Below are 24,193 nucleotides of genomic sequence, written 5' to 3'. Positions count from 1 at the left end.
TTGATGATTTGAGAGTTTATTTTGTTCGGCATAACCGATCTCAGCACCTATATTATTGGTACAACCTTAATCGTATTATTACCTGGCCCAAATTCGCTCTATGTGATGTCCATCGCTTCACGTTTTGGCATAAAAGCCGGTTATAAAAGTGCTTTTGGTGTCTATACTGGTGATCTCATTTTAATAATCCTCACAGCGCTTGGTGCAGCATCCTTACTACATGCTTTCCCCTGGCTATTTATCTTACTGAAAATAGTGGGTGCCATTTACTTAAGTTATTTGGGCATAAAATTACTGATTGCTGCCTATCACAGCTGGAATTCGCTACATTCTCAAAAAGAAATTACTCAAGTTGAAGAGAATATTGAACAGCTTCACCCTTTCAAGACCGCATTAACCATTAGTATTTTAAACCCCAAAGCCATTTTGTTTTACTTGTCCTTTTTTGTGCAGTTTGTCGATCCGACCTATCCCTATCCGGCGATTACCTTTAGCGCTCTTGCAGTTGTACTACAGATTATTAGTATGAGTTATTTAACCATCCTGATTTTTTCTGGAGCAAAACTCGCATCTTATTTCACTTCCCGTTATAAAGTGACGGCTACATGTGTAGCGGCTGTGGGACTGTTATTTTGTGGTTTTGGTATTAAACTTGCGACTTCCACCTTGTAGCTTTCAGGCGAACTGAAGCAAGCTAAATCTTTAAATAAACTTTAGATTTAAATCATGATGTCTTTTCGCTTAAGAATGAAAGGCGTATGATTGGTACACTTTTCAATCATTATAAGATGCACATTGCAAAGGATTTATGCAAAAACTTCTCCAAGACTTTTCCATTCCTGCTGTCTTTGCAGGATTTATTACTTTCCTTGTCGGTATCAGTGTTTCCTCTGTATTGGTGATTCAATCTGCTCAGCTTTTGGGGGCTTCTACAGCACAAATCACCTCCTGGTTCTGGGCACTGGGTTTGGGCATTGGTTTAAGCGGTTTAATCCTGTCTTGGAAGTTTAAATATCCTGTTGCGACCTCATGGTCAACTGCAGGGCTGGCCTTAATTCTGGCCACAGCCAATGGTTATAGTCTCTATGAGGCGATTGGGGCATTTTTAGTTTGTGGATTGCTGACAGCGATTTTAGGTTTTTCCGGTATTTTCCAGAAAGTTTTAACCTACATTCCGCAAAGTTTAACCAGTGCCATGCTCGCAGGTGTGTTGCTGAAATTTGGTATTGCACTGTTTGCCAGCATGCAAAATGACTGGGGGTTTATCCTGTTATTATTGGCCGTCTATATTCTGTCTAAACGACTGTCTCCACGTTATAGCATTGTCATCACGGTGATTGCCGGTATTGCACTGTGTCCTCTGTTTTTACAGTTTCATGCCTCAACCATTCAGTTCAGTCTGGCTCAACCAGTATGGATGGCGCCTGAATTTAGCTGGTCGGCCATTTTCGGTTTGGCGCTCCCTTTGTTTGTCATTAATATGGCATCCCAATATTTGCCCGGTCTTGCCATGATCAAAAGCTATGGTTATGAACCAAATGTGAACCAGCTGATCGGCTGGACCGGAGCAGCACAAACCATTTTCGCGCCTTTTGGATGTTTTTCCGTGAATATTGCCGCCATCAGTGCGGCTATCAGTCTGGATGATCAGGCTCATCCTGACAGCAAGAAACGTTATATTGCGGGAATAAGCTGCGGCTTCTTTTATATCTTAATGGGTTTGTTTGCCGCGACACTGACCAGTATTTTAATGTCTTTCCCTGGCGTATTTATTACTGCTTTGGCCGGTATTGCACTGTTAGGCACCATTGGTCATAACATTGCATTGGCCTTTCATCAAGCTGCTGAACGAGAAGCTGTGCTACTGACCTTTTTATTTAGTGCTTCCGGTATTCAGTTTTTCGGTATTGGTTCGGCTTTTTGGGGACTATTATTTGGACTTGTTGTTCACTTCATTTTCAAGTTTAAAAATAAATCTTAATCCAGCTTCGCCCGATAACTTCGGGCGATTAACTCTGTTTTAAGTCGCTGCGTTTCAGCTACATCTTCCACTTCAGTGAATGCAGTCAGCCAAATTCCATCTGCCGCGTAACGTAAAATTTTCAGTTCAATATCTGAGTCGGTCTGATGATGCTTGATTAAACGTTCATTGAGCCATTGAATCCAATATTCATTGAAAGTTTTATCTGTGAGCATGGTCATAGAAATGGCAGACCAAGAATGCTCCAAACCCAAGACCTGTTTTTCCAATGTCACTTCAATATAAGCACGGGTAAAACTGCCATAGGGTTGATTATCTTGAACAATAAGCTGATCAATCACCACATCCAATTGTTGTAAAAGCGAGACCACCATCGACTCAAGTAATTTTTGCTTACTGGGAAAATGATGAAACACGCCGCCTTTGGTCACGCCAACCAGATCCGCAACGGCCTGTATAGACACTCCATTCACGCCTTTTTCTGCTGCCAAAGCAATCGCATGTTGCAGAATTGCCTGACGGATGACTTGGGGTTCTTTCTTACGCTGATGCGGATTGTCGAGCATTCACGAATGTCCTGTAGAATTAGAAAAAAGATTAATCACCACAACCCCTGAAACAATCAGGGCAATCCCAAGCATGGCAGGCAGATCTAAACTTTGGCGAAAGATAAAGTAGCCAATTAATGCGGTGAGCACAATCCCCACCCCGGCCCAAATTGCATAAGCGATACCCAGTGGAATGACTTTAATCACCTGTGACAATAAATAAAAAGCCAATGAAAATAAAACCACCACCACCAGCGAAGGCAATAATTTGGTAAAACCTTCAGACTTCACCAGAAATGTTGAACCAATGACTTCCGAAATAATGGCACATGCCAGCAGCCCATAAGCAAATAATATCGAATTCATCTCTTAAATCCAAAAACATACCTTACGGTAGGTATGTTATGTGTTTAGAATTTTTTCTGCAAGTCTATTTTCAGTTTCTAAGCCTTTTTAAAATATTTCAGGAGTATATTTTTGAATAAATTGAATCGTTTGTTGAAATGTCTGCTGACTGGCTTTTTTACTCATCATAAACTGATATTCATGGACTAAAAACTCTTTCGAGTCTGGGTAGAATATTTCCGTTACCGGTATGTTTTGATTGATCAAAGCTTTAACAAAAGGTATAGATTGGGTCTGAGTTAAAAAGTCTTTGTTTCCCCCACTAATCAATACCGGCGGATAATTTGCTGTTAAATATTGAATGGGAGAAATACTTTTTAAAAATTCTGCGTCATCTTTCTTATTGCCGGTATAGGCTTGAACCAAGTTAAATACACCCCATTCGATTAATTTGAGTTCATCAGGTGCCGTATTAATAAATGCATTCAGATCATAAATACCGCAATGTAAAATTAAACCTTTAATCTGGTCAGGTTGAATTAACGGTGTAATCCCTGACTGCTGCGCAAAGGCTGGATTACTGAGTAAAGCTGCATAATGACTGACTAAATTCGCCCCTGCCGAGTCGCCCGCCAGATACAGTTGCTGGGGATTAATCTGGTAAGCATCGGCATGATCGCTAATGAATTTTAGTGCCTGATTAATCTGAAGCAGCTGCTCAGGATAAATGGTTTGCGGAGCAAATTGGTATTCGACTGAAACTACGTTATAGCCTTGATCAGCCAAACGTTTAAAGTAGCCACGAGCGTGCTCTTTAGAACCTGAAATCCAGCCACCACCATGAATCCACACCACGGTCGGCCGAATTCCCAACGCTGCAATATCATGAGGTTGGTAAATATCCAGGTGCAGCGCCGGATTTTGCAGATATGCAATATTGGTTTGCGCCAACACTTCAGGCGCATGCCGATCTATAAACTTTTTTTGCACATTGGTCGAGGCATTAAATACGCTGGCAATGACCTTGCTGCTACTTTGGACATTCTGGCAACCACTACTGCATAGTGCAGCAATAAAACATAAACTTAGACTAAAAGATTTTGAATACACATTTGACCTATTCACGTCCCCTCCATAATTTTGAGAGGAATAACCATGTTTTGCGCATTTTAATGCCTGTTTAAACATTTAGAAATACTTATCCGAAAGTTGAGTTTTCAACTCGGTTTTAAATGCAAAACAGTACACACTTATATTTATGATTTTTATATAATTTAATGAATTTTAAAACAATTTTCACAGACTAAATTGATCATTCCAGCACAATGTGCTATGTATAAATAATGGCTACATAATAAACTCTAAGGACTCATTCTTATGTCTTATCAAAATATTTTAGTCCCAGTTGACGGCTCAGACATTTCTTTCTCTGCGGTTAAAAATGCAGCTCAAATTGCCAAAGCATTTTCTAGCCAATTAACCCTGATCAGCCTGGTCACTGAAGACCCGTTTTCTGAAGCAGATTTCTATTATCCATCTCCAATCATGAAAGAATATTTTGTTGAGGCTTATGCCAATGCTGAAAAGGCATTAGAAAAGGCTAAAGCTATTGCCGCCGAGAATGGAGTCATTGCAACGCCTCAAATCATTAAAGGCAATATCTCGGAAGAAGGCATTATTGAAACTGCTGAAAAATTGAAAACTGACCTGATTGTGATAGGTTCTCATGGGCGTAAAGGTTTTCAAAAATTCTTAATGGGCAGCTTTGCTCAGGATGTTTTAAAAGGCACCAAGCTTCCTGTTTTAGTGGTCAAAGAATAAGTATTTCAAAATGAACCTTTCAATCCATGCAAGGCTCATTTTATCGATTCTGGCGTTGCAGCAGATGGTCATCATAACTGGCTATAAATCATTAGAACTCTTATCCATTCAGCAACATTCATAAGGAAATTTCATGTCTTATAAACATATTTTGGTTCCAGTAGATGAATCCCCTATTTCTTATGCAGCTGTTGAACAAGCACTAGCCTTGGCCAAACCTTTAAATTGCCAAGTCACCATTGCCAGTGTGATTGCCGTTGATCCCTTTGTCGGTGTAGATTTTTATAAGGTCGCACCCGCAATTACCGATTACTTTATTCAGGCAGAAAAAAATGCGCAGTTGCGTTTGGCAGAAATCAAGCAATCTTTCATTCGCGATGGTATTGCAGTAGACACCAAAATTGTTCGTGGCGTATCACCTGCTGAAGGTATTATGCAAATAGCTGATGAAGTGGGCGCTGATTTAATTATTATGGGCTCACATGGTCGAACCGGATTTAAAAAATTGGTGTTAGGCAGTGTGGCACAAGAAGTCTTGACCCAGTCTCCTATTCCGGTATTGATAATGAAAGTCTAAGCCACAAAAAAGTCCCTGTATTACAGGGACTTTTTTTATATACATATATCAATCATCTGTTCATCATGCCAATCACGCACTTGATCCCGGTCATGGAAAATATCTCTTAACCATGCGAGCCCAAAACTATTCTGTCTGCACCTTCAATCTTGGCCTGAACACCTGTTTATACTTTAGAAATATGCTGATGTAAGGTTTGTAGGAAAATTTCCGCTTCAAGTTTGCTGTTAAAAACTTTCTCATAGCTTCCCATGGATTGAATATTATTTGGCGTATATTCAATCGTCACAACAAAATTACCATCAGTGGCATTTTTCGAAACCCGAATTGCAATAATATGCTGAGTATTTAGGTAAAAACCATCTTCAATTTTAACTAACAAAACCAATCTCCAGTCTACTTAGTAAAATCACAGGCTAATGCAATCACAGTCTGTTAAATATGACAAAAGCTCATCCTAAGATGAGCTTATATATGCCTATATTACCCCTAAAGTGTGATTAATTCGACAATTTTAAAGTGATGACACCATAGGAATTAAGTCTTAACATGACAGAATGAAATGAAGTTAAGCTAAACATAAGCATAATTTATAATCAGTAAAATGATTGAAATATAAAAAAGCCTTTTCCTGGTAAAGCCAGGAAAAGGCTTTTGTGACTTATTCAGTATGTTTGAGTTATATACTCAACATACTATTTAAGGTTTCGACCACATTTTTAGATTTCACTTGTGGTTTTAAAGCCTCAAGTGCAGTTTTTACTTCTGTACGTTGTGGCTCCGCCAAAGTGTACCAGCGCGAAAGCACTTGCAGTAAACGAGAACCCACGATTGGATTCTTCTCATCCAAATATTTAGCCAGATCAATATAGTGCTGAACGCCAAAACTCCAGGTGTTCACAGGATTGGCATTTAAACCGCCACTGACTGAACGAATACGGTTAGGGTTACCCAAATCATAGTCCGGATGTGAAGTTAAGTACTTGATGGTTTCTGCATTTGCTTTCGGATGTGCAGCCTGAACCATAAACCATTGATCTAAAGACAGGGCTTCTTCTTCAAAACGGCTATAGAAGTCTGACAAAACTTCTTTGGCTTGTGGCGCATCATTCCAGACCAGAACTTTGAGCGCACCCAAACGTTCAGACATGTTACCTGTATGATACTGCTCATAAGCCAAATCAAAGGCATAAGTATCACCCTGACGTGCGATCATGCTGAGCATAATGTTTCTGAGTGCACGAACACCCATCGCCTGAGAGAATTCACTTTGCATATCTGGATCTAATTCCAGATAGGTTTCTTTGCAGAATGCACCCAATTCACGTGCCAATGTGTCTAGCAAGGCATTACGCTGTTCCTGAATTTTGGCAGGCTGATAATCTGTATCAATACGGCTACCCAAATAGCCTTCGGTCGGTACATCAAACAAGCGTGAAGCTAATAATGGATCTTTCTGAATGACTTCCGGTACAGTATTTTTCATGGCTTGAATATAAATATCCGCATCATGGCCATTTAATAAAATACGTTCCAGCAAGGTTTGAGTGGCTTGCCACTGGTTAAAACCATTGGTTTCATATTGCATCAAGAAGGCAAGTTCTTCATCTGAATAGTTAAATTCAAGATTCACCGGTGCAGAGAAATTACGTAGCAATGACACCACAGGTTTTGCCGTTACGCCGCTAAATTCAATGCTTGCCGTATCTGTATCAAATAGATACACGCCATCTTTAACGCCATTTTCAAACAGTGCTTCAGATTGCAAAGTATATTGCTCACCTGTTTCTGCATTAAACAGTGCCAAAGCCACAGGAATAGGAACCGCTTTTAGGTTTGGATATTTATGATGATCTTTTAACGATTGCGTGAAGCTTAAACGATAGGTTTGAGTCGCAGCATCGTACACGCCTTTTGCTTCCAGTTTTGGTGTACCCGGCTGGTTATACCAAATCAGGAATGCAGACAAATCCACACCAGAACCGGCTGTCAATGCAGACACCCAGTCTTCAACCGTTACCGCCTTTCCATCATGACGGCGGAAGTATTCATCCGTTCCCTGACGGAATTTTTCCTTGCCGAGTAGAGTCGACATCATGCGGTTAATTTCCGCACCTTTTTCGTACACAGTTGCCGTATAGAAGTTATTAATTTCGACAAAGTGATCTGGACGTGGTGGATGCGAAAGCGGACCTGAATCTTCAGGAAACTGATGCGCTTTGAGTACCGCTACATCATCAATACGTTGTACCGCAGCCGACTGTAAATCTTCCGAGAAAGACTGATCACGGAATACGGTTAAGCCTTCTTTTAAGCAGAGCTGGAACCAGTCACGGCAAGTAATACGGTTACCGGTCCAGTTATGGAAGTATTCATGCGCAATCACCGACTGTACCCGCATGATGGCTGCGTCAGTCGTATATTCTTCATCGGCAAGTACACATGAAGTGTTGAAGATATTCAGGCCCTTATTCTCCATGGCGCCCATGTTAAATGCACTGGTCGCCACAATCATGTAGTTATCCAAATCGTATGGACGACCATAATGCTCTTCATCCCATTGCATCGAATGTTTCAGTGCTTCCATGGCAATGTGACATTTTGGAATGTCTTTTTCTTCGGCATAAATTTCTAGTGCAACGTTACGGCCTTCAGAGGTTACATAAGAGTCTTTCAGAACTGCCAAATCACCAATTACGCAGGCAAACAAATAGCTTGGTTTTTTGGTTGGATCTTCCCAGATGGTGTAGTGACGACCCTCTCCGGCCTCGCCTGCTTCCATCAAGTTACCATTGGCCAAAAGCACAGGAAATTTTTTATCCGCTTCTACGCGTGTAGTAAATACAGACAGGACATCTGGACGGTCTGGATAGAAGGTAATTTTACGGAAACCTTCAGGCTCGTTTTGCGTTACGAATAAGTCGTCACCTGCTTGATACAGACCTTCCAGCTGGGTGTTGCTTTCCGGATGAATAACAACTTCCGTTTCCAGAATAATTTGATCTGGTGCATTGGCAATCACCAGTTGTTCTGAATCGAGCGTGTAATCCGCTTCAGTTAACGGCGTCCCGTTTAAAGTAATGGATTTTAATTCCAGATCACGGCCCAGCAGCACCAAATCTCCAGCAGTCTGACGCTTCATCACTAAGGTTGAACGGACATCGGTACGATCTGTATGAACCTGAATATCCAAGTTGATTGAATCCACCAAAAATGAAGGTTTTTGATAGTCTTTTAAATAAACAGTTTGGTCTGCTTCAACCACCGGGTTTGCTGCGATATTCATATAATGTCCTAATCCTGTCGTTCTTAAGCCAAAACTTTGTTGTTGTGAAATGCTTCGATCATACGACAACTTTCACAATCTGTCTGTGCGATTGATTTGAGTTATATATGGGCACATTGCTCACAATTTTCAATTCGTTGTCTGAGCATTGGTACAATTAATATTTTAGTTGCTTACTTATCATACGTGCAGTTAAAAATCATGCGCCATAACGCCAACACCTTTCAGTAATGTAAATAGAAAATAACTGTATTTTGATATCTCTTTATATTATTTGAGCAAGATTTAACTGGCTTATAAACTGGCATAACTCAAAGTGACAGATATTTTCAAGATGAATACATTTTGAGCACGTTTCTTGCTTGTATATATTTGTGTAAAGCGCACTATAAAATCAGATCAAAATTAGAAGAGGTGTCCCATGTATTTAAAAGACCATATTGTCCGTGTGGAAAATATCAAGACCATGCAAACTCTCGACGCTGCCGGAATCGATCACAAGGTGATTGCGATGTTTATGAGTTGCGAAGGTATTCCAATGCAATCGCCCGATATTTGCGCAATTTTGAATAATTACGATTCATTAGGCAGCAAAAAAATTCCCTCTAAAAAGGTTCAGGCTTTAATCAATGCAAAGCAATTAGGCGAGGAGGATGAGTCATTACCTTGCCCTGCTTCATATTAATTTAAAGAATTTAAATGTCCCTGAGAGTCCCTTCTTTTGTGGAGATGGTGGATTTATCTTTCCATCTCCACATAAATCAATAATAAATGCTTAGGCTATTTTTTAGAGCAAAGTTTGCCTGTATTTTCCTTCCTTGATTTATTGTTCATTCAGCACTATTCAATCACGTTACAATAAAAGAGATGTGTATAATCGTTTGAATGATTAACCAGACTTGTGATTGACTCTTTCCATGCTCCTTCAGATTCTGCAAAAACAGCTCGATGAAAGTACATCATGCCCTTTGTGTCAGGCATCCATGTTCTGGATTGAAGCAGAACAGTACGATCAAGCGCTTAATTTTCATGAATGTAGTCACTGCCAGCATCGCGTCTTTCAAGATGGGCGCACCAACTGTCATTGTGACAAATGTTTAGTTAATCGAAAAAAAATGCTCACTGAAACGCGTCTTCAAGAGCAGCGTAAAATCAAATCGAAAAATAAAGATAATGTCGAATATCGACTGGATCAGATCAGCTTTCTGAACAAATTGTTTTTACTGAGTTTATTGGACAATCAAGTTCAGGAACATACGACCCATCATGAATATATTGATTGGGAAAACATTAAATATCATGCCATTACGCCGAACTACCTGTTTCAGAATTATTTGCTCAAGCAGCTAGTCAAAGAACAAATCCTGATTGCCAAAGATTTTGCTTCCGAAGCGCATCATTACTATGTCAATGTCCGTTTAGATGGCTATTCGGAACCCAGTTTATTTAGTATTACCCAGCAACTTCGTAACTGGTTTTATGAAAATTTAACCTTGGGGGTGCCTTTTAAAAGTGCAGATGAAGTCAAAAATGCGCTTTATCTGGTACTTTATCAGGAGATTATTCAATTTACCCAGTTTTACTGTCGTACTTGGGGCATCCAGATTGCAGGTAATAATAGCTTTCAAACCTTCTGCTATCGCCTGATGGATTCGCTGGCCGTGGGTCAAATCTATTATCTGGTACAAACTGCTCTAGAATATTTGCATCAGCAGAAAGCCCTCCAGCCACGCAATGAAAACTTTATCAATACCAACTTGTTGAAGAAAACCTTACAGCAATACCGTGAACGTTCAGTGACGGAAAAATGGGAAACCTCCACCCTGCCTCGTCCGCACAACATTCCATTCAGCAAAATGAGTGAAATCCTGTTGTTCCGCTTTCTTGGCTATGATGAAGCTATTTTTTTCCAGCCCATCTGGAAGTTATGGAAAAAAATTGAACCCCGATTAAGTTTCTATTCACAAAAACGCTGTATGTATTGTGGTTCCAATGAACTTAGTGTGGATTATGATGCCGAAAATTATGTGACCTTATGCTGTCGTACCTGCAAGCATCAAGACCACTATTTTACCCAATAGAATTTCACCCGTTAAATGGTGATCGATATGTCCAGTTTCTCCGATTCCACCCTATATAATTTAAGGAATAATCCCATGGATCAAACTTCAGCACTGGTCGAGCAGATTGTTGAAGCATGGACTCAGCTGCATAGCCAGCAGCCTTTGGTACAATGCATTACCAATATCGTTGCAGCCAACTATGCAGCCAATGTCTTATTGGCTGCAGGCGCTTCTCCAGCCATGATAGATAATCGATTTGAAGCTGAAAGTTTTACCCAGATTGCAGCTGCACTGAGCATTAACCTGGGTACACCCACTCAGGAACAAATGCAGGCCATGCAAATTTCTGCACAAACGGCACAGCGTACCGATACTCCGTGGGTGCTCGACCCGGTGGGATATGGCCCAATTTTAAAGTGGCGCTCAAACATGGTGGATGATTTATTGCAATATCATCCAACTGTGATCCGGGGCAATGCTTCTGAAATTAGCACACTCGCAGGCAAGCAAACTGAATCTAAAGGTGTCGATAGTACACTTGATAGCGCCGAAGTTTACAGCCATGCCAAAGTCCTGCTCGAACATGCTGAATGTATTGCCATTTCAGGTGAATCGGATTTTATTTTAAGTAAAGAATTTGACGCAGTCATTCAGGTGCATGGTGGTTCTTATTTACAACCCAAAGTAACCGCCACAGGTTGCGCATTGGGTGCCTTAATTGCTGCTTACTGCGCGGTAAGCAGCCCGACCATTGCAACGCTTGCTGCACATACCCATTTTGCCATTGCTGGGAAATTGGCATTTGAACAAGCGCCTATGCTTGGACAGTTTAATGTCGCCTTTATGGATCAGATTTACAGTTTAAATCCTGAACTCATACAGCAATATGCAGATATTAAAATTTTGACCCTCTAAATCTATCCTGCATTCCGATGGCTGATGTATGGTAGATGTTCAGCTGGCTCAGACTGTAGAAATACAGTCTGCATTGATCACTATGATAGCATCGCAATTAAAAAACCGATCCAAACTGGATTTAATATACATGACGATCTAAAGACAGATTCCAGATCGTTTCCAGGATGGTTTTTAAATCCAATTTACAGATACACAGCAAACCCATGCCATCAAAATAGTCAGGCACATGCTGCATAAAAAAATTGATGTGGATGGTGGTTTTATTTCTTAAACGCTTGATCTGTGCAGGTGTGGTCAAAGGCATCACATAAGGATACACAAAAATATCTTCTCGACGCTTATCTACCTCGACTTTACGCTGCTGCATCATTTGCAAAACTTTTAAATATTCAACAGGTATATTCCTTCCCACACGTGGAAAGAAGTGACGTGAACGCGAAGCCAAATAGGTATAGATTTTGGGCTGTATCACGGTAGGCACAAACCATAATGGAATGCCGGGATGGCGAATGCGCTGATTAACTGCAACACGAATGGCCGTTTTCAGGGTTCGTTTTCCTCTACGGTAAGCAGGTAATATACTCGCCCGCGAGCTCACCACAAAAATCGGTTTCCCATTTAAAGCAAGCTTAAGAATAGGAATAATATTTTGTCCAATCAGTTGTCCCTGATGATAATAGTGAACAACCTGAACTGAAACAGCATCTACATCATAAACAAAATCATAGACTTCTTTTTTGCTGGAATCTGGAAAAATTTGCTGATCAAATGCCAGCATGGTTTCAAAAAACTGCTGTTGATGATCAGAGGCCAGTTTTGAAAAATCGACAATCTTTTCAGTAATCCCCATCAGTTTGATCCGTCTCCCCCATTTTTAATCCATTATTGACTATTTTTCTGATTTAAAAAATCCCTATAAATAGGGATTTAATCACTGATTCATTTGAGTTTTTATCCGGCAGTTTTACAATCAAAAGTATAAAAAAAGCCCAACAGTTTTAAGACTGTTGAGCTTTTCCAGGACTAAAAGAATTTATTCGAAGGACAAGTTATTTATCACTTTAAAATCATGTTCTAATGATAAGTAATTAAAACCGATTTAATTCGATTATCATCTAATTCCGTCACCTCAAAGTGTACACCCTGATAATCAAGCTGAGTACCTAAGCTCACTTCACCATGAGTTTTATCTAGAATTAAACCCGCAAGACTGATATAACCCGCATCTTCTTCGACTAAATCCATCATGCCCAACTCTAATTCGAGCTGGTACACGTCCAGCATGCCCGATGCTTTCCAGGTGTGATCATCAATTTTCACTAAATCGAGCTGCTCATCCGCATCAGGGAATTCTCCGGCAATAGCTTCAAACACATCTAGCGGAGAGATCAAACCCTGTACACTGCCAAACTCATCACTGACCAAAACCAGTGAACCTTTTGAAGTACGCAAGGTATTAATGGCATCAATCACTTTCATTTTCTGGAAAATGTGAATAGGACGATGACGTTTGATTAACGCTTTAAGTTGTCCGTCATCCTCCAGTACATCCAGCAATTCTTTGGCACGAACCACACTTAAGACTTTATCCAGGCTACCACGACAAACTGGAAACAAGCTATGCGGCACAGACAGCACCTGTTCACGAATTTGTTCAGGCGTATCATCCAGATTGACCCAGGAAATCTGGGTTCGCGGAGTCATGATTGAGGCAACAGATCTTTCTGCCAAGGTTAACACCCCGCCAATCATATAACGTTCTTCATCAGCGAATGTTTCTTGAGCTTCGAAGTGTTGCGCACTATCAGTTACCGTCTCCATTTTGCCACCCATCAATTTCAAGATGGAATCGGCAGTACGATGACGCAGTGGAATTTTAGATTCATGCTTGGCTACATTGCGCTGACCAAATTGGTTAAATGCTTCAATTGCAATGGCAACGCCAATACCTGAATAGATATAGCCTTTCGGAATATGGAAACCGAAACCTTCTGCAATCAAGCTAATTCCAATTAACAACAAGAAACTTAGGCACAAAATCACAACGGTCGGATGTCGATTTACAAAAGCAGTTAAGGATTTAGAAGCCAGTAACATTACAGCCATGGCAACAATCATTGCCACTATCATCACATAGATGTTGTCGACCATACCAATTGCGGTAATCACCGAATCTAAAGAGAATACGGCATCTAACACAACAATTTGTGCCACAACTGCTGCAAAACTTGCGTAAACAATATTGGTGGTAACCTTAACTTCAGGTTTACCTTCAATCTTTTCATGCAGTTCGGTCACAGCCTTATAGACCAGGAATAAACCACCGAATAAAAGAATAAGATCTCGACCTGAGAATGTCCAATCAAAGACGGTAATAAGCGGTTTGGTCAAAGTGACTAACCAAGAGATAGCAAACAATAAGCCCAGGCGCATAAATAAAGCGAGCGAAAGACCCACTACACGTGCTTTATCACGTTGCTCTGGAGGAAGTTTTTCGGCCAAAATGGCAATAAAGACTAGGTTATCAATACCTAAAACAATTTCTAAAACAATAAGGGTAAGTAAACCAACCCAAATTCCCGGATCCAATAAAAACTCCATTAGTTTATATCTCCGGTTTTATGAATTAGCTTTAAAATGAGGAAATTCAAAAGAAAAGTAGACCTGCACGGCGACGGATCCATAGATATGACCTGTTCAACAATAGATAGACTGATTATGCACAATCTTGAAAATGAGTAACAAGTTTTTTGTATTTTTATTTACCAAAACTTGACTAAATTTAGCCTTATCTCAAATCAGTATATTATTTAATCACGAAAAATCATGTTTTTAAGAAGAAACAGATTTAAAAATAATCCACACTTAGTCACACCAGCATAGAACCCCAAAATAGCAAAGTTTTTAGCACACAAACTAGGGTCTGTTGACAATTCTTCTATGTTTGCCATTAAGAGTATTTTTTAGATGATACTAGGCGTGAACTGCAAAATTTAGTCATTCTAAATACATAGTTCACAACGACGTAGCATCAAAAAAAATTTATAGGATTGTTTGCTATGACAAATGAAAAAGCATTGACCTTCAACAAAGTATCTAAAACGATAGCCAATACCCGTTATGAAAGTGCATATCTTAATTTAGACTCATCATTAGGTCAGCATCAGGTTAATAGCGTGGTCACACATAATAACCAAAAGTTTGAAATGCTCCTGCCCGTCATCTTACTACACGGTGTCCCTACGGCACCTTAGCTTTAGAAACTTATCAAAATCCTCAAGTCCAACTAGAAGTGCTGAATTTTGCCCAACCTAAAGTATGGTGGAATTTCATTGAGACCAATACAATCACACCATTTCTCTTCGAAACGGTTACGCTTAACTTGGATTTTTTGTAAGGAAACTTATCAGGAGATAAGTTTCCATATTGCATTATAAAAAACTTGATATATATTAATAACCATAAAAAATGTGTATTGCTAAGCATAATTTGATTAAAATAAGACGCTTTTCAATAAATTAAAACTACAATTATCCTAGGGAGATTTTCTCCATGACTAAAAAATACAGTAAATTTCTACCTTCTGTTGCAGAAAATTTTACTTTAGAAAATTTTCCTTATTATTGGGTCACTCAAGTACATGCCCAATATGTACAAAATGTAGATCATGCCTTGAAAAAATATGGTCTAGACAATTCACGCCGTCGCATTCTACTGTCGCTAAGGTCCAAGCCTCATGCCAGCGTGTCAGACCTATCTGAAATGGTCATCTCCAAAATGTCGACCACAACCAAAATTGTCTATCGTTTAAAAGATGAAGGACTGGTTGAAACTTATTCCTGTGAAGATGATGCCCGCATTACGCGAGTCGTGTTAACCGATAAAGGACAACAAATGACGAATAAGATTAATGACATTAGCAATGTAGTACTGGAACAGTCATTTGAAGGCCTCACCCCCTTACAGATTGAAAAAATGATGGAAAGTTTAAAATATATTTTTAAAAATTTAGCCCATTAATTTGGGCTATCTGGTAAGGTAAATTACGGTTTATTTTTTAAGTTTTACTTTATAATGAAATAAAAATTTATCTTTTTCACTTTAACTTTCTTAAAAAAAAGTTACAATAATAAAATATAATTACAACAATTATTGGGGAGAAAGTACAGATGACAAAAAAATACAGTAAATTTTTGCCTTCACCAGAAAATTTCAATTTAGAAAATTTTCCTTATTATTGGGTGACCCAAGTACATGCCCAATATGTACAAAATGTTGATCATGCCCTGAAAAAATATGGCCTAGACAATTCACGTCGCCGTATCCTGCTCGCTTTAAAATCAAAGCCTAATGCCAGTGTTTCAGATCTTTCTGAAATGATGGTTTCCAAAATGTCCACCACGACCAAAATTGTCTATCGACTAAAAGATGAAGGTCTGGTTGAAACTTATTCTTGTGAAGATGACGCACGGATCACTCGCGTAGTTTTAACCGATAAAGGCCAACAAATGACGAATAAGATTAATGACATTAGCAATGTGGTTCTAGAACAATCTTTTGAAGGCCTCACCCCCTTACAGATTGAAAAAATGATGGAAAGTCTCAAACATATTTTTAAAAATTTATCACGATAATTTAGGCTTAAATTTAAAAGTTCAGTAAATACTGAATTTTTTTTCTTTTTGACTTTAGAGATAAATGCAAAATTTATGTATTTTTCTTACATGTTTTAACACAAGTAAGAGATTCTAAATAAAACAATTAAATCGGGGAAAATAAATAATGACCAATAAATACAGTAAATTTTTACTTCCATTAGGTGATAATTTTGATTTACAAGACTTTCCCTACTACTGGATTAATCAAGTCCATGCACAATGTGTAAAAAATGTAGACCATGCCTTAAAAAAATATGGTCTGGACAATTCGCGTCGTCGCATTTTACTCTCTTTGCATGCCAAGCCTCATGCCAGCGTGTCAGATCTCTCTGAAATGGTCGTTTCCAAAATGTCGACTACAACCAAAATCGTCTATCGTTTAAAAGATGAAGGTTTAGTTGAAACTTATTCCTGTGAAGATGATGCCCGCATTACTCGAGTTGTCTTAACCGATAAAGGACAACAAATGACAGTAAAAATTAAGGATCTGAGCAATGTCGTTCTGGAACAATCTTTCGAAGGTCTAACCCCCTTACAGATTGAAAAAATGATGGAAAGCCTTAAACATATTTTTAAGAATTTATCGTAATAATCTAGGCTTAATCGAAAAAATTAAGCTGGGAACTGTTTTTTTCGATTTTTATTTTTGGAACATGTGAACACTCAAATTCTTCTACCGGGAATCCTTCTACAAAAGAACGGATATCTTGAGATTTCCAGCTCAGCCACTCATCTAGTCGTTGGTGAGGAATCACAATCACTGAGCGTTTAACATTGCCTGGCTCATGAAAGTCTTTCATCATCGGATGATCAATAGCATCCATCGTGAGCATTGTGGCTGAACGAACAATTTCACTCCCTATTCGGCAAATTTCATATAGCGCAGCAATATAACAGGCCTGACCATCCTTTCGGCGTACACCCCAGCGCTGCGGCTTGTTCTCGATGTATTTAGATTCATAAAATTCTGAAACTGGAATCACACCAAATTTAAATTTTGAAACAGCATTCATAAAGGTCGGTTTTTGCAGAAGTGTTTCACTACGTGCATTGTAGGTCTTAAGTGCAATGCTTTTATCTTCTGCCCATTTTGGAATTAAGCCAAAATGCACCTTGCGCCACTCCAGACCCTGAACTGACTTAAACAGCAAGGGGAATTCATAATTTGGATAGACTTCATCTGGATACTCAAAAGGAATATCGGGAAGATTTAGATCCTTCACCTGCTTTAAGCTGAGCGGTTTAAAATTAGCGCACATAGAATGGATTACACTCTGATATTCGTTACATGTCACTTTAATGACATAGGCTTGTCTTTTGTTAGCATGAAGGAAGTTTAACCAGGAAGAGTGAGCCAATGGGTATGACTAAATTCTTCCAATATCCACTGTCCATTAAAGCGTCCTAAGCCGGAATTTTTCTCCCCGCCAAAGGGCGCATTCGGCTGATCTGCAACGGTTATAGCATTGATATGGGTCATCCCTGTCTCAATCTGCATGGCAAAACGTACTCCACGCTCAAGATCAGCAGTACATACTGCACTGGATAATCCATATGCCGTGTCATTGGCCAAACGTAAAGCATCTGGCTCATTTTGGGCCTTAATGACAGGTAAGACTGGTCCAAAACTTTCTTCTTTGGCTAAACTGGATTCTGGATCTACATCAATAAAAATATGCGGTGGAATGATATTACCTTGAATCTTTCCTCGCAGGATGAGTTTAGTACCCTGTTGTAGTGCCTGATCAATGATGTGTTTTATTTTTTCCACTTGTGAGCTATTAATCATCGGGCCAATGACGGTAACTGCTTGATCTGGATCACCATAGACAATATCTTGAGCCCGGATCAGCAGTTTTCCAACAAAAGCATCATAAATTTTAGCATCAACAATTACCCGATTGGTACTCATGCAGATTTGCCCTTGATGCAAAAAACGTCCCATTACAGCCAGTTCCACGGCCAAATCCAGATCAGCATCATCCAGAACAACCAAAGGGGCATTACCTCCCAATTCCAGTGCAATCCGCTTCAGATGATTACCGCCAACTGCCAATTGCCCGACCCGTTTTCCAACCAAAGTTGAACCTGTAAATGAAATCATTTTAGGCGTATCGTGCTCAACAAAGTAATCCCCGATTTCGCTGCCTAAACCGGCCACTACACTGAATACCCCTTGAGGGATAGCTGCTTCTTCAAAAATCTTGGCCAGTAACAATCCACCGGTAATCGGCGTATCACTTGCAGGCTTTAACACCACACAATTTCCAATCGCAATGGCTGTAATGACTGAGCGCATACTCAGGTGAAATGGAAAGTTCCAGGGACTAATCACCGCAATAACACCCAAAGGTTTTCGTACTGCATAGCTTTTGCGACCAGGATCTGTCGATTGCAATTCCTGGGTATTCATTCTTTCAGGAAATGTGACAGCCTCATTGATAATACCCAATACTGCATCTACTTCAATATTGGCTTTGAGACGTGTACTGCCAGATTCCTGAATGAGCCAATCAATGATTTCTGTGCGTCTATTTTTGACCACTTCAAAAACCCGAAGGATGATACTTTTACGATCGGATGGAGATGTTTGCGACCAGGTAACGAAACTGCGCTCTGCAGCCGAATAAGCACTATCCACATCGACAATGCTCGCAGCCTGTAGTTTTAATATAAGTTCTTGATTATATGGATTGAGATTATTTAGCGTATGGGTTGAAGTGCCTTTTAGCCAATGTCCTGCAATAAATTGCTGATCGGAAAATTGATAAGCTTGCATTCTCTCATCCATCGTTAGAATTATGTATTGCTTTACTCTAGGATGTATTGAGCAGAAGTTCTAGCAAAATTACCAATTGTATCAATCTGCCAAAGCTGGGCCTTTTAAAATCAAATCTGCAATAAAGAATCAGGAATTTATTTTCTGGATTGCTTTATATATATACCAAAAATCAAAAAGGCATAAAGTAAATGAGTTGACTGGCTTTTAACATCACTTATTTTAATAATCCGAACTTCCCCAAGTTGTTTAGTATCTAAAATTAAAAAAACGATGAAATAAAACAAGCATAAAAAAAGCCTCCGAAGAGGCTTTTTTCAGTGTACAGGATTAGTCACCTGTATAACCTTTTAACTTCAAACGTGCTGCATGAAGTAGCGGCTCAGTATAACCAGAAGGCTGTTCACCACCTTTGAATACCAGGTCATAAGCAGCTTGGTAAGCATAACCATTGAATGCTGGTGCCATTGGCGTATAAAGCGGATCATTTGCATTTTGCTCATCCACGATTTTCGCCATACGCTGCATCACTTCTTCAACTTGCTCTGCCGTTACGATACCGTGACGCAACCAGTTCGCAACGTGTTGAGAAGAAATACGTAAGGTTGCACGGTCTTCCATCAAACCAACGTCGTTGATGTCTGGAACTTTAGAACAACCTACACCCAGGTCAACCCAACGAACCACATAACCCAAGATCCCTTGAAGGTTATTTTCAAGTTCTTTGGTTTTTTCTTCAGCAGTCCAGTTGGTATCGGTTGCTAAAGGAGGCGTTAACAAGTCATCTAGAGACAATGCTTCAGTTTTCAACAATTCTTGTTGACGCGCCGAAACGTTGCATTGATGGTAATGGATCGCGTGAATGACTGCACCAGATGGAGATGGAACCCATGCACAGCTTGCGCCTGCTTCTGGATGCTCAATCTTGGTTTTGTACATGTCTAAAAGCATATCGGGTTTTGGCCACATGCCTTTACCAATCTGTGCTTTACCACGTAGGCCAGCTTGCAGACCGATCATTACGTTACGGTTTTCATAAGCCGGGAACCAGATTTGTGATTTCACTTCGCCTTTACGAACGAATGGGCCTGCTTCCATGAAGGTATGGATTTCATCACCAGTACGGTCCATGAAGCCTGTGTTAATGAAGATGGTACGGTCTTTCGCTGCTGCAATACAGTTCTTCAAGTTTACAGATGTACGACGTTCTTCATCCATGATACCGATTTTTAAAGTTTTCGCAGGTAAGCCAAGCGCCTGTTCAGCACGTTCAAATAGCTCAACTGCAAATGCAACTTCTTCCGGGCCGTGCATTTTTGGCTTCACGATGTACATAGAACCTTTACGTGAGTTCTTGATCGTGTTTTCGCCTTTAATGTCTGCGAAAGTAAGCAATGGAGTGATTAACGCATCCATAATACCTTCGTAGATTTCAGCGCCATCTACAAGGATCGCTGGGTTAGTCATCAAGTGACCAACGTTACGAAGAAGCATCAATGAACGACCGTGAAGTGTAGTCTCACCACCAATCAGGTTTTTGTGCGTACGGTCTTGATTCAGTGTACGAGTCACGGTTTTGCCGTTTTTCTCGATAGACTCTTCCAAAGTACCGCGCATTAAGCCTAACCAGTTACGGTAACCTTCAACTTTCTCTTCAGCATCTACAGCTGCAATTGAATCTTCCAAATCTTGAATCGTTGTTAAAGCAGATTCAAGCACAAGGTCTTTTACGCCAGCAGCATCAGTTTGACCAATCGGGCTGGTTGCATCAATTTCGATTACAACGTGTAGGCCATTGTTCAAAAGAACGATTTCAGTTGGTGCAGCTTCATCGCCATTAAAACCAACGAATTGTGCTTCTTTGGCTAATGTAGTCGTTGAACCGTCTTTTAGGGTTACAGCAAGTTTTTTGCCTTCTACCGCATATTTAGTTGCATCGGCGTGTGAGCCATTTGCCAACGGGAATGTTTCATTTAAGAAGTTTTTAGCAAATGCGATAACTTTATCACCACGAACCGGGTTATAGCCCTTGCCTTTTTCCGCGCCACCTTCTTCAGGAATAACGTCGAAACCGTAAAGCGCGTCGTATAATGAACCCCAACGTGCGTTCGCAGCATTCAAGCAGTAACGTGCATTACGCACAGGTACTACCAATTGCGCACCAGCCAATAATGCGATTTCTTCATCTACATTTTCTGTGCTGATTTGGAAATCTTCTACTTCTGGTAATAAGTAGCCAATTTCTGTAAGGAAAGCTTTGTAAGCTTCTAATTCAAATTTGTTGTTGCGGTGCCATTCATCAATTTTAGCTTGAATGTCGTCACGCTTAGCCAATAGTACTTTGTTCTTTGGGCTAAGATCGACAACGACTTGTTCAAAGTTTTTCCAGTATGTTTCACTGTCCAAACCAGAACCTGGTAATGCTTCATTTTCGATGAAATCGTAAAGTTCTTTAGCAATCGCTAACTTGCCTTTTTGAATACGTGCAGTCATTGTCTTTCCTGATATTGCTACTTTTTATAACAAGAGATTCTAGTATACCGATTTATACCTAGCTGAATAGTACTATCACATTCCTAAATAATGATCATTTTCTAATAAATGAATATATCCATCATTCAAAAAAATGAAGATCACAAATGCAACGTTATTATCTGCCTGAATACCTTTTTATAGTTTATAAAGTTTTTAAAATGTCTAAATTAGACTTAAGTGCAGAATTTTGCTTTAAAACTACTCAAAAGCTTTATTTGTCACAGCTGTCGAGCAAAGATTAAGCCATGAATAGGGCAAAATGTCGATAAAACAATCAAAGAATTTGTATAAAAAAAGCGCCTGTTTAGGCGCTTGATATTTAGCTGGCTTCTGAGGCTGAACCCTGTATTTGTCGATGCTCAGAGTTCAGATAATCATCGGACTGCATTTCCAGTAAACGTGAACGCGTGCGTTCAATTTCAAAGACCAGTTTTTCACCTTGATAAATATCAATGATACTGTCTTCCGAAGTCAGCAATAATTTAACCCCACGATCGTAAAACTCATCTACCAGATAAATAAAACGACGTGTACCTTCAGATAGGTAATCGGTTAAATGCGGTACATTGCTAACCAGTACCGTATTATAAATATTAGCGATTTCAATAAAGTCGGCTGGACTGCGCGGTTTTAAACACAGCTCTGAATATTCACACCACAATACATCTTCAGTATGGCCAACGGTTTCTACAATACGGTTATTGATGATAATCGGCTCTTGCGAAATAGTTTGCGTTTGTGTCAACGCTGTAAAACGCTGCGCAATCCAGAGTTTATGCTCATGCGTTAATGGATGTTTAAACAATTGTGCCTGTTTCAGCACGCGCAAACGATAATCCACACCTGCATCAACATTCAAAATAACACAATGTTTTTTCACCATTTCAATGGTAGGAATAAAACGGTCACGATGGATTCCGTTTTTATATAAACCGTCCGGTGCAATATTTGAAGTCGCCACCAAGGTAATGCCACGAGTAAACAGTTTCTGGAATAACTCGCTCAGAATCATGGCATCTGTCACATTAGAGACAAAGAATTCATCAAAACAGATCACCACTGCTTGCTGGTAAATCTGGTCTGCTACCTGATCCAGCGGATTACGCTGTCCTGATAATTTGTTCAGTTCCCGATGTACATGCTGCATGAAATGATGAAAATGCATGCGCATTTTACGGCGAAACGGAATCGACTCAAAAAACTGGTCCATCAACCAGGTTTTACCACGCCCTACACCCCCCCACATGTATACCCCTTGTGGTGAAGTTTGACGACGGAAACGACGAAAGGCTTTTTTAGACGCCTTAAAGCGCTGAATCAATTCTTGCCAGACACGATCCAACTCATGTACAGCTTGCGCCTGTGCATCATCCGGCATGAACTGACCAGACGAAATGGCTTGTGCATAACGTTCCGCAGGTGACAAAGGGATAAAGGCTGTACTGTGCTTCGAATTTAAGTCTGACATAACATTGGATACTATTTTAGGCTATTGAAAGTATAGCGAAGATTGAGATGAAATATATAACACTTTGGCATTAATATACTTAGGCTATTTACTAAACTATTTAAAGTACTGACGTGGACTGTGTCCAAACCAGCGTTTAAAGGCATGATTAAAGGCTGCAGGCTCCGAATATCCTAGTAATTCCGCAATCATTTCAATGGAATACTCTTTATATTCGATGAGTCTTAGGGCCTTATCCTTAATCAATTGTTCACGTATCTGTTTATAACTGCTTTGCAATTGTTGCAGCTGATGCCGCAAGGTTCGCTCCGGAATTTGCAAGGCTTGTGCCGTTTCTGCCATGGTCGGCATAACCCCTTGTTGCAGCTCCAGATAATCCTGTACACGCTGTACCAAGGATGGCGCTGACTCATCTACCTTTAAACGTTCTAATTCAGCAATACATTTGCTCTCATAGATCTTAAAGGTCATTTTATCCGCTGAAGGAATCTGTACATTTAATACGTCAGCGTCAAACCAGAATTCCGCATACTCGGCAGTGAACCGTAATTCAGCACCATAATAATCATGATAAATATCTAAGGCCTGCAGATTTTCCGGCTGTGTAAATGGAAGTTCTATATGCATTTGCGGAACATTTAAGCCCATCATCTTATAAAGATCTTGAATAAATTTATAAGTTCCTGAAATTTCACATTGTGCCCGCAACAACCCCAGCTCACTGTTTAAATCTTCAGGTGCATAACATAAAGCCACCTTTTGAGCGGTATATTTTAGGCTTAAGACCCCGGTTAAATGCGTTAATGCCTGATAGCGAATGCCCTGCTCTAAAGCAGTACGCACATTTTCACTGGTGACCAGCAACATTAGTAAGGGACCATAGCCTGCAAGTGCATAATGCTGGCCAATAAACAGCCCTTTTTCTGGTGCAACATCCTGACCAATGACTTTAAGCACATCCCATTCCAAATTGGGATGGATGATTGAACTGGGATCCAATGCATCTACACGCAATCCAATGCCTTGAAGTTTTTGATCAACTGCAACACCGGCTTTACGCATGCCTTGAATTAAATACATCAAGCCGAGAATTGATCGTTTCATAGCAGGGTCACATTAAAATAGCATCTCAATTTTTACTATAAATCTTCATGCTTGCAAATTGCCGAATCTATCAATTTTTCTGTCATGGCAATCATGGTGGTTATTACAGC

At 39.9% G+C, this 24,193-nt stretch carries 23 protein-coding genes; 11 read left to right on the top strand and 12 right to left on the bottom strand.

Annotated features, from left to right (window positions below; genetic code table 11):
* Window positions 1-21: 21 nt before the first annotated feature.
* Together leuE and B9T26_RS12460 are read left to right on the top strand one after the other, a co-directional pair.
* Window positions 22-672 (top strand): leucine efflux protein LeuE, encoded by a 651-nt coding sequence (leuE, locus tag B9T26_RS12465; RefSeq protein WP_086200002.1) that lies wholly within the window; start codon window positions 22-24, stop codon window positions 670-672.
* 136 nt (window positions 673-808) lie between these two features.
* A complete protein-coding gene (locus tag B9T26_RS12460; protein ID WP_086200001.1) occupies window positions 809-1,981 on the top strand; it encodes a benzoate/H(+) symporter BenE family transporter in 1,173 nt (390 codons plus the stop codon).
* Here B9T26_RS12460 and B9T26_RS12455 read toward each other — a convergent pair.
* From B9T26_RS12455 to B9T26_RS12445, 3 genes are all read right to left on the bottom strand, one after another.
* The gene (locus B9T26_RS12455; protein WP_086200000.1) at window positions 1,978-2,547 is read right to left on the bottom strand and encodes a TetR/AcrR family transcriptional regulator; all 570 of its coding nucleotides are present in this window, start codon (window positions 2,545-2,547) and stop codon (window positions 1,978-1,980) included. The genes B9T26_RS12460 and B9T26_RS12455 overlap by 4 nt on opposite strands.
* On the bottom strand, window positions 2,548-2,895 hold the full coding sequence (locus tag B9T26_RS12450; protein ID WP_086175011.1) for a DMT family transporter: 348 nt from the start codon (window positions 2,893-2,895) through the stop codon (window positions 2,548-2,550).
* Between the two features lie 87 nt (window positions 2,896-2,982).
* Window positions 2,983-3,984, bottom strand: a complete 1,002-nt coding sequence (locus B9T26_RS12445; RefSeq protein ID WP_227518811.1) for an alpha/beta hydrolase — start codon at window positions 3,982-3,984, stop codon at window positions 2,983-2,985.
* Window positions 3,985-4,251: 267 nt separating this feature from the next.
* Between B9T26_RS12445 and B9T26_RS12440 the strand changes: the two genes are divergently transcribed.
* Together B9T26_RS12440 and B9T26_RS12435 are read left to right on the top strand one after the other, a co-directional pair.
* A complete protein-coding gene (locus tag B9T26_RS12440) occupies window positions 4,252-4,695 on the top strand; it encodes a universal stress protein (protein ID WP_086199998.1) in 444 nt (147 codons plus the stop codon).
* Between the two features lie 133 nt (window positions 4,696-4,828).
* On the top strand, window positions 4,829-5,272 hold the full coding sequence (locus tag B9T26_RS12435; RefSeq protein ID WP_086199997.1) for a universal stress protein: 444 nt from the start codon (window positions 4,829-4,831) through the stop codon (window positions 5,270-5,272).
* A 166-nt stretch (window positions 5,273-5,438) separates the two neighbouring features.
* Here B9T26_RS12435 and B9T26_RS12430 read toward each other — a convergent pair whose 3' ends face one another.
* Together B9T26_RS12430 and pepN are read right to left on the bottom strand one after the other, a co-directional pair.
* Window positions 5,439-5,654: a hypothetical protein gene (locus B9T26_RS12430; protein WP_086199996.1), complete on the bottom strand. Its 216-nt coding sequence runs from the start codon at window positions 5,652-5,654 to the stop codon at window positions 5,439-5,441.
* A 297-nt stretch (window positions 5,655-5,951) separates the two neighbouring features.
* The gene (gene pepN, locus B9T26_RS12425) at window positions 5,952-8,558 is read right to left on the bottom strand and encodes an aminopeptidase N (RefSeq protein WP_086199995.1); all 2,607 of its coding nucleotides are present in this window, start codon (window positions 8,556-8,558) and stop codon (window positions 5,952-5,954) included.
* 421 nt (window positions 8,559-8,979) lie between these two features.
* Between pepN and B9T26_RS12420 the strand changes: the two genes are divergently transcribed.
* The 3 genes from B9T26_RS12420 (at window position 8,980) to thiM (ending at window position 11,536) form a co-directional block, all read left to right on the top strand.
* Window positions 8,980-9,243 carry a hypothetical protein gene (locus B9T26_RS12420; protein ID WP_067726101.1) on the top strand — a complete coding sequence of 88 codons (264 nt, stop codon included), beginning with the start codon at window positions 8,980-8,982 and terminating at the stop codon, window positions 9,241-9,243.
* 232 nt (window positions 9,244-9,475) lie between these two features.
* Window positions 9,476-10,639 carry a hypothetical protein gene (locus B9T26_RS12415; RefSeq protein WP_086199994.1) on the top strand — a complete coding sequence of 388 codons (1,164 nt, stop codon included), beginning with the start codon at window positions 9,476-9,478 and terminating at the stop codon, window positions 10,637-10,639.
* Window positions 10,640-10,714: 75 nt separating this feature from the next.
* A complete protein-coding gene (thiM, locus tag B9T26_RS12410) occupies window positions 10,715-11,536 on the top strand; it encodes a hydroxyethylthiazole kinase (protein WP_171263005.1) in 822 nt (273 codons plus the stop codon).
* 121 nt (window positions 11,537-11,657) lie between these two features.
* Here the strand turns inward: thiM and B9T26_RS12405 are convergent, their stop codons facing one another.
* Both B9T26_RS12405 and B9T26_RS12400 read right to left on the bottom strand, forming a co-directional pair.
* Window positions 11,658-12,389 carry a hypothetical protein gene (locus B9T26_RS12405; protein WP_086199992.1) on the bottom strand — a complete coding sequence of 244 codons (732 nt, stop codon included), beginning with the start codon at window positions 12,387-12,389 and terminating at the stop codon, window positions 11,658-11,660.
* Window positions 12,390-12,613: 224 nt separating this feature from the next.
* On the bottom strand, window positions 12,614-14,140 hold the full coding sequence (locus B9T26_RS12400; RefSeq protein ID WP_086199991.1) for a TerC family protein: 1,527 nt from the start codon (window positions 14,138-14,140) through the stop codon (window positions 12,614-12,616).
* Between the two features lie 458 nt (window positions 14,141-14,598).
* Between B9T26_RS12400 and B9T26_RS12395 the strand changes: the two genes are divergently transcribed.
* The 4 genes from B9T26_RS12395 (at window position 14,599) to B9T26_RS12380 (ending at window position 16,786) form a co-directional block, all read left to right on the top strand.
* Complete coding sequence (locus tag B9T26_RS12395; protein ID WP_143223023.1) at window positions 14,599-14,793, top strand: hypothetical protein; 195 nt, start codon at window positions 14,599-14,601, stop codon at window positions 14,791-14,793.
* 298 nt (window positions 14,794-15,091) lie between these two features.
* Entirely contained in the window at window positions 15,092-15,559 is a 468-nt protein-coding gene (locus B9T26_RS12390; protein ID WP_086199990.1) for a MarR family winged helix-turn-helix transcriptional regulator, read from the top strand.
* A 149-nt stretch (window positions 15,560-15,708) separates the two neighbouring features.
* Complete coding sequence (locus B9T26_RS12385; RefSeq protein ID WP_086199989.1) at window positions 15,709-16,173, top strand: MarR family winged helix-turn-helix transcriptional regulator; 465 nt, start codon at window positions 15,709-15,711, stop codon at window positions 16,171-16,173.
* 148 nt (window positions 16,174-16,321) lie between these two features.
* Window positions 16,322-16,786 carry a MarR family winged helix-turn-helix transcriptional regulator gene (locus B9T26_RS12380; RefSeq protein ID WP_086199988.1) on the top strand — a complete coding sequence of 155 codons (465 nt, stop codon included), beginning with the start codon at window positions 16,322-16,324 and terminating at the stop codon, window positions 16,784-16,786.
* 10 nt (window positions 16,787-16,796) lie between these two features.
* Here the strand turns inward: B9T26_RS12380 and B9T26_RS12375 are convergent, their stop codons facing one another.
* From B9T26_RS12375 to B9T26_RS12355, 5 genes are all read right to left on the bottom strand, one after another.
* Window positions 16,797-17,456: an SOS response-associated peptidase family protein gene (locus B9T26_RS12375; RefSeq protein WP_086199987.1), complete on the bottom strand. Its 660-nt coding sequence runs from the start codon at window positions 17,454-17,456 to the stop codon at window positions 16,797-16,799.
* A 77-nt stretch (window positions 17,457-17,533) separates the two neighbouring features.
* Window positions 17,534-18,976, bottom strand: coding sequence for an aldehyde dehydrogenase family protein (locus tag B9T26_RS12370; RefSeq protein WP_086199986.1), 1,443 nt, complete (start codon window positions 18,974-18,976; stop codon window positions 17,534-17,536).
* A gap of 330 nt (window positions 18,977-19,306) precedes the next feature.
* Complete coding sequence (locus tag B9T26_RS12365; protein ID WP_086199985.1) at window positions 19,307-21,469, bottom strand: malate synthase G; 2,163 nt, start codon at window positions 21,467-21,469, stop codon at window positions 19,307-19,309.
* Between the two features lie 361 nt (window positions 21,470-21,830).
* Entirely contained in the window at window positions 21,831-22,979 is a 1,149-nt protein-coding gene (gene zapE / locus B9T26_RS12360; protein WP_086199984.1) for a cell division protein ZapE, read from the bottom strand.
* A 96-nt stretch (window positions 22,980-23,075) separates the two neighbouring features.
* On the bottom strand, window positions 23,076-24,083 hold the full coding sequence (locus B9T26_RS12355) for an AraC family transcriptional regulator (protein ID WP_171263004.1): 1,008 nt from the start codon (window positions 24,081-24,083) through the stop codon (window positions 23,076-23,078).
* Window positions 24,084-24,193: the final 110 nt, after the last annotated feature.

Source organism: Acinetobacter sp. ANC 4169 (genome assembly GCF_002135355.1).
Taxonomy (GTDB): Bacteria; Pseudomonadota; Gammaproteobacteria; order Pseudomonadales; family Moraxellaceae; genus Acinetobacter.
The sequence above is the reverse complement of the archived record's forward strand: the minus strand, read 5'-3'. Positions and strand labels throughout refer to the sequence as shown.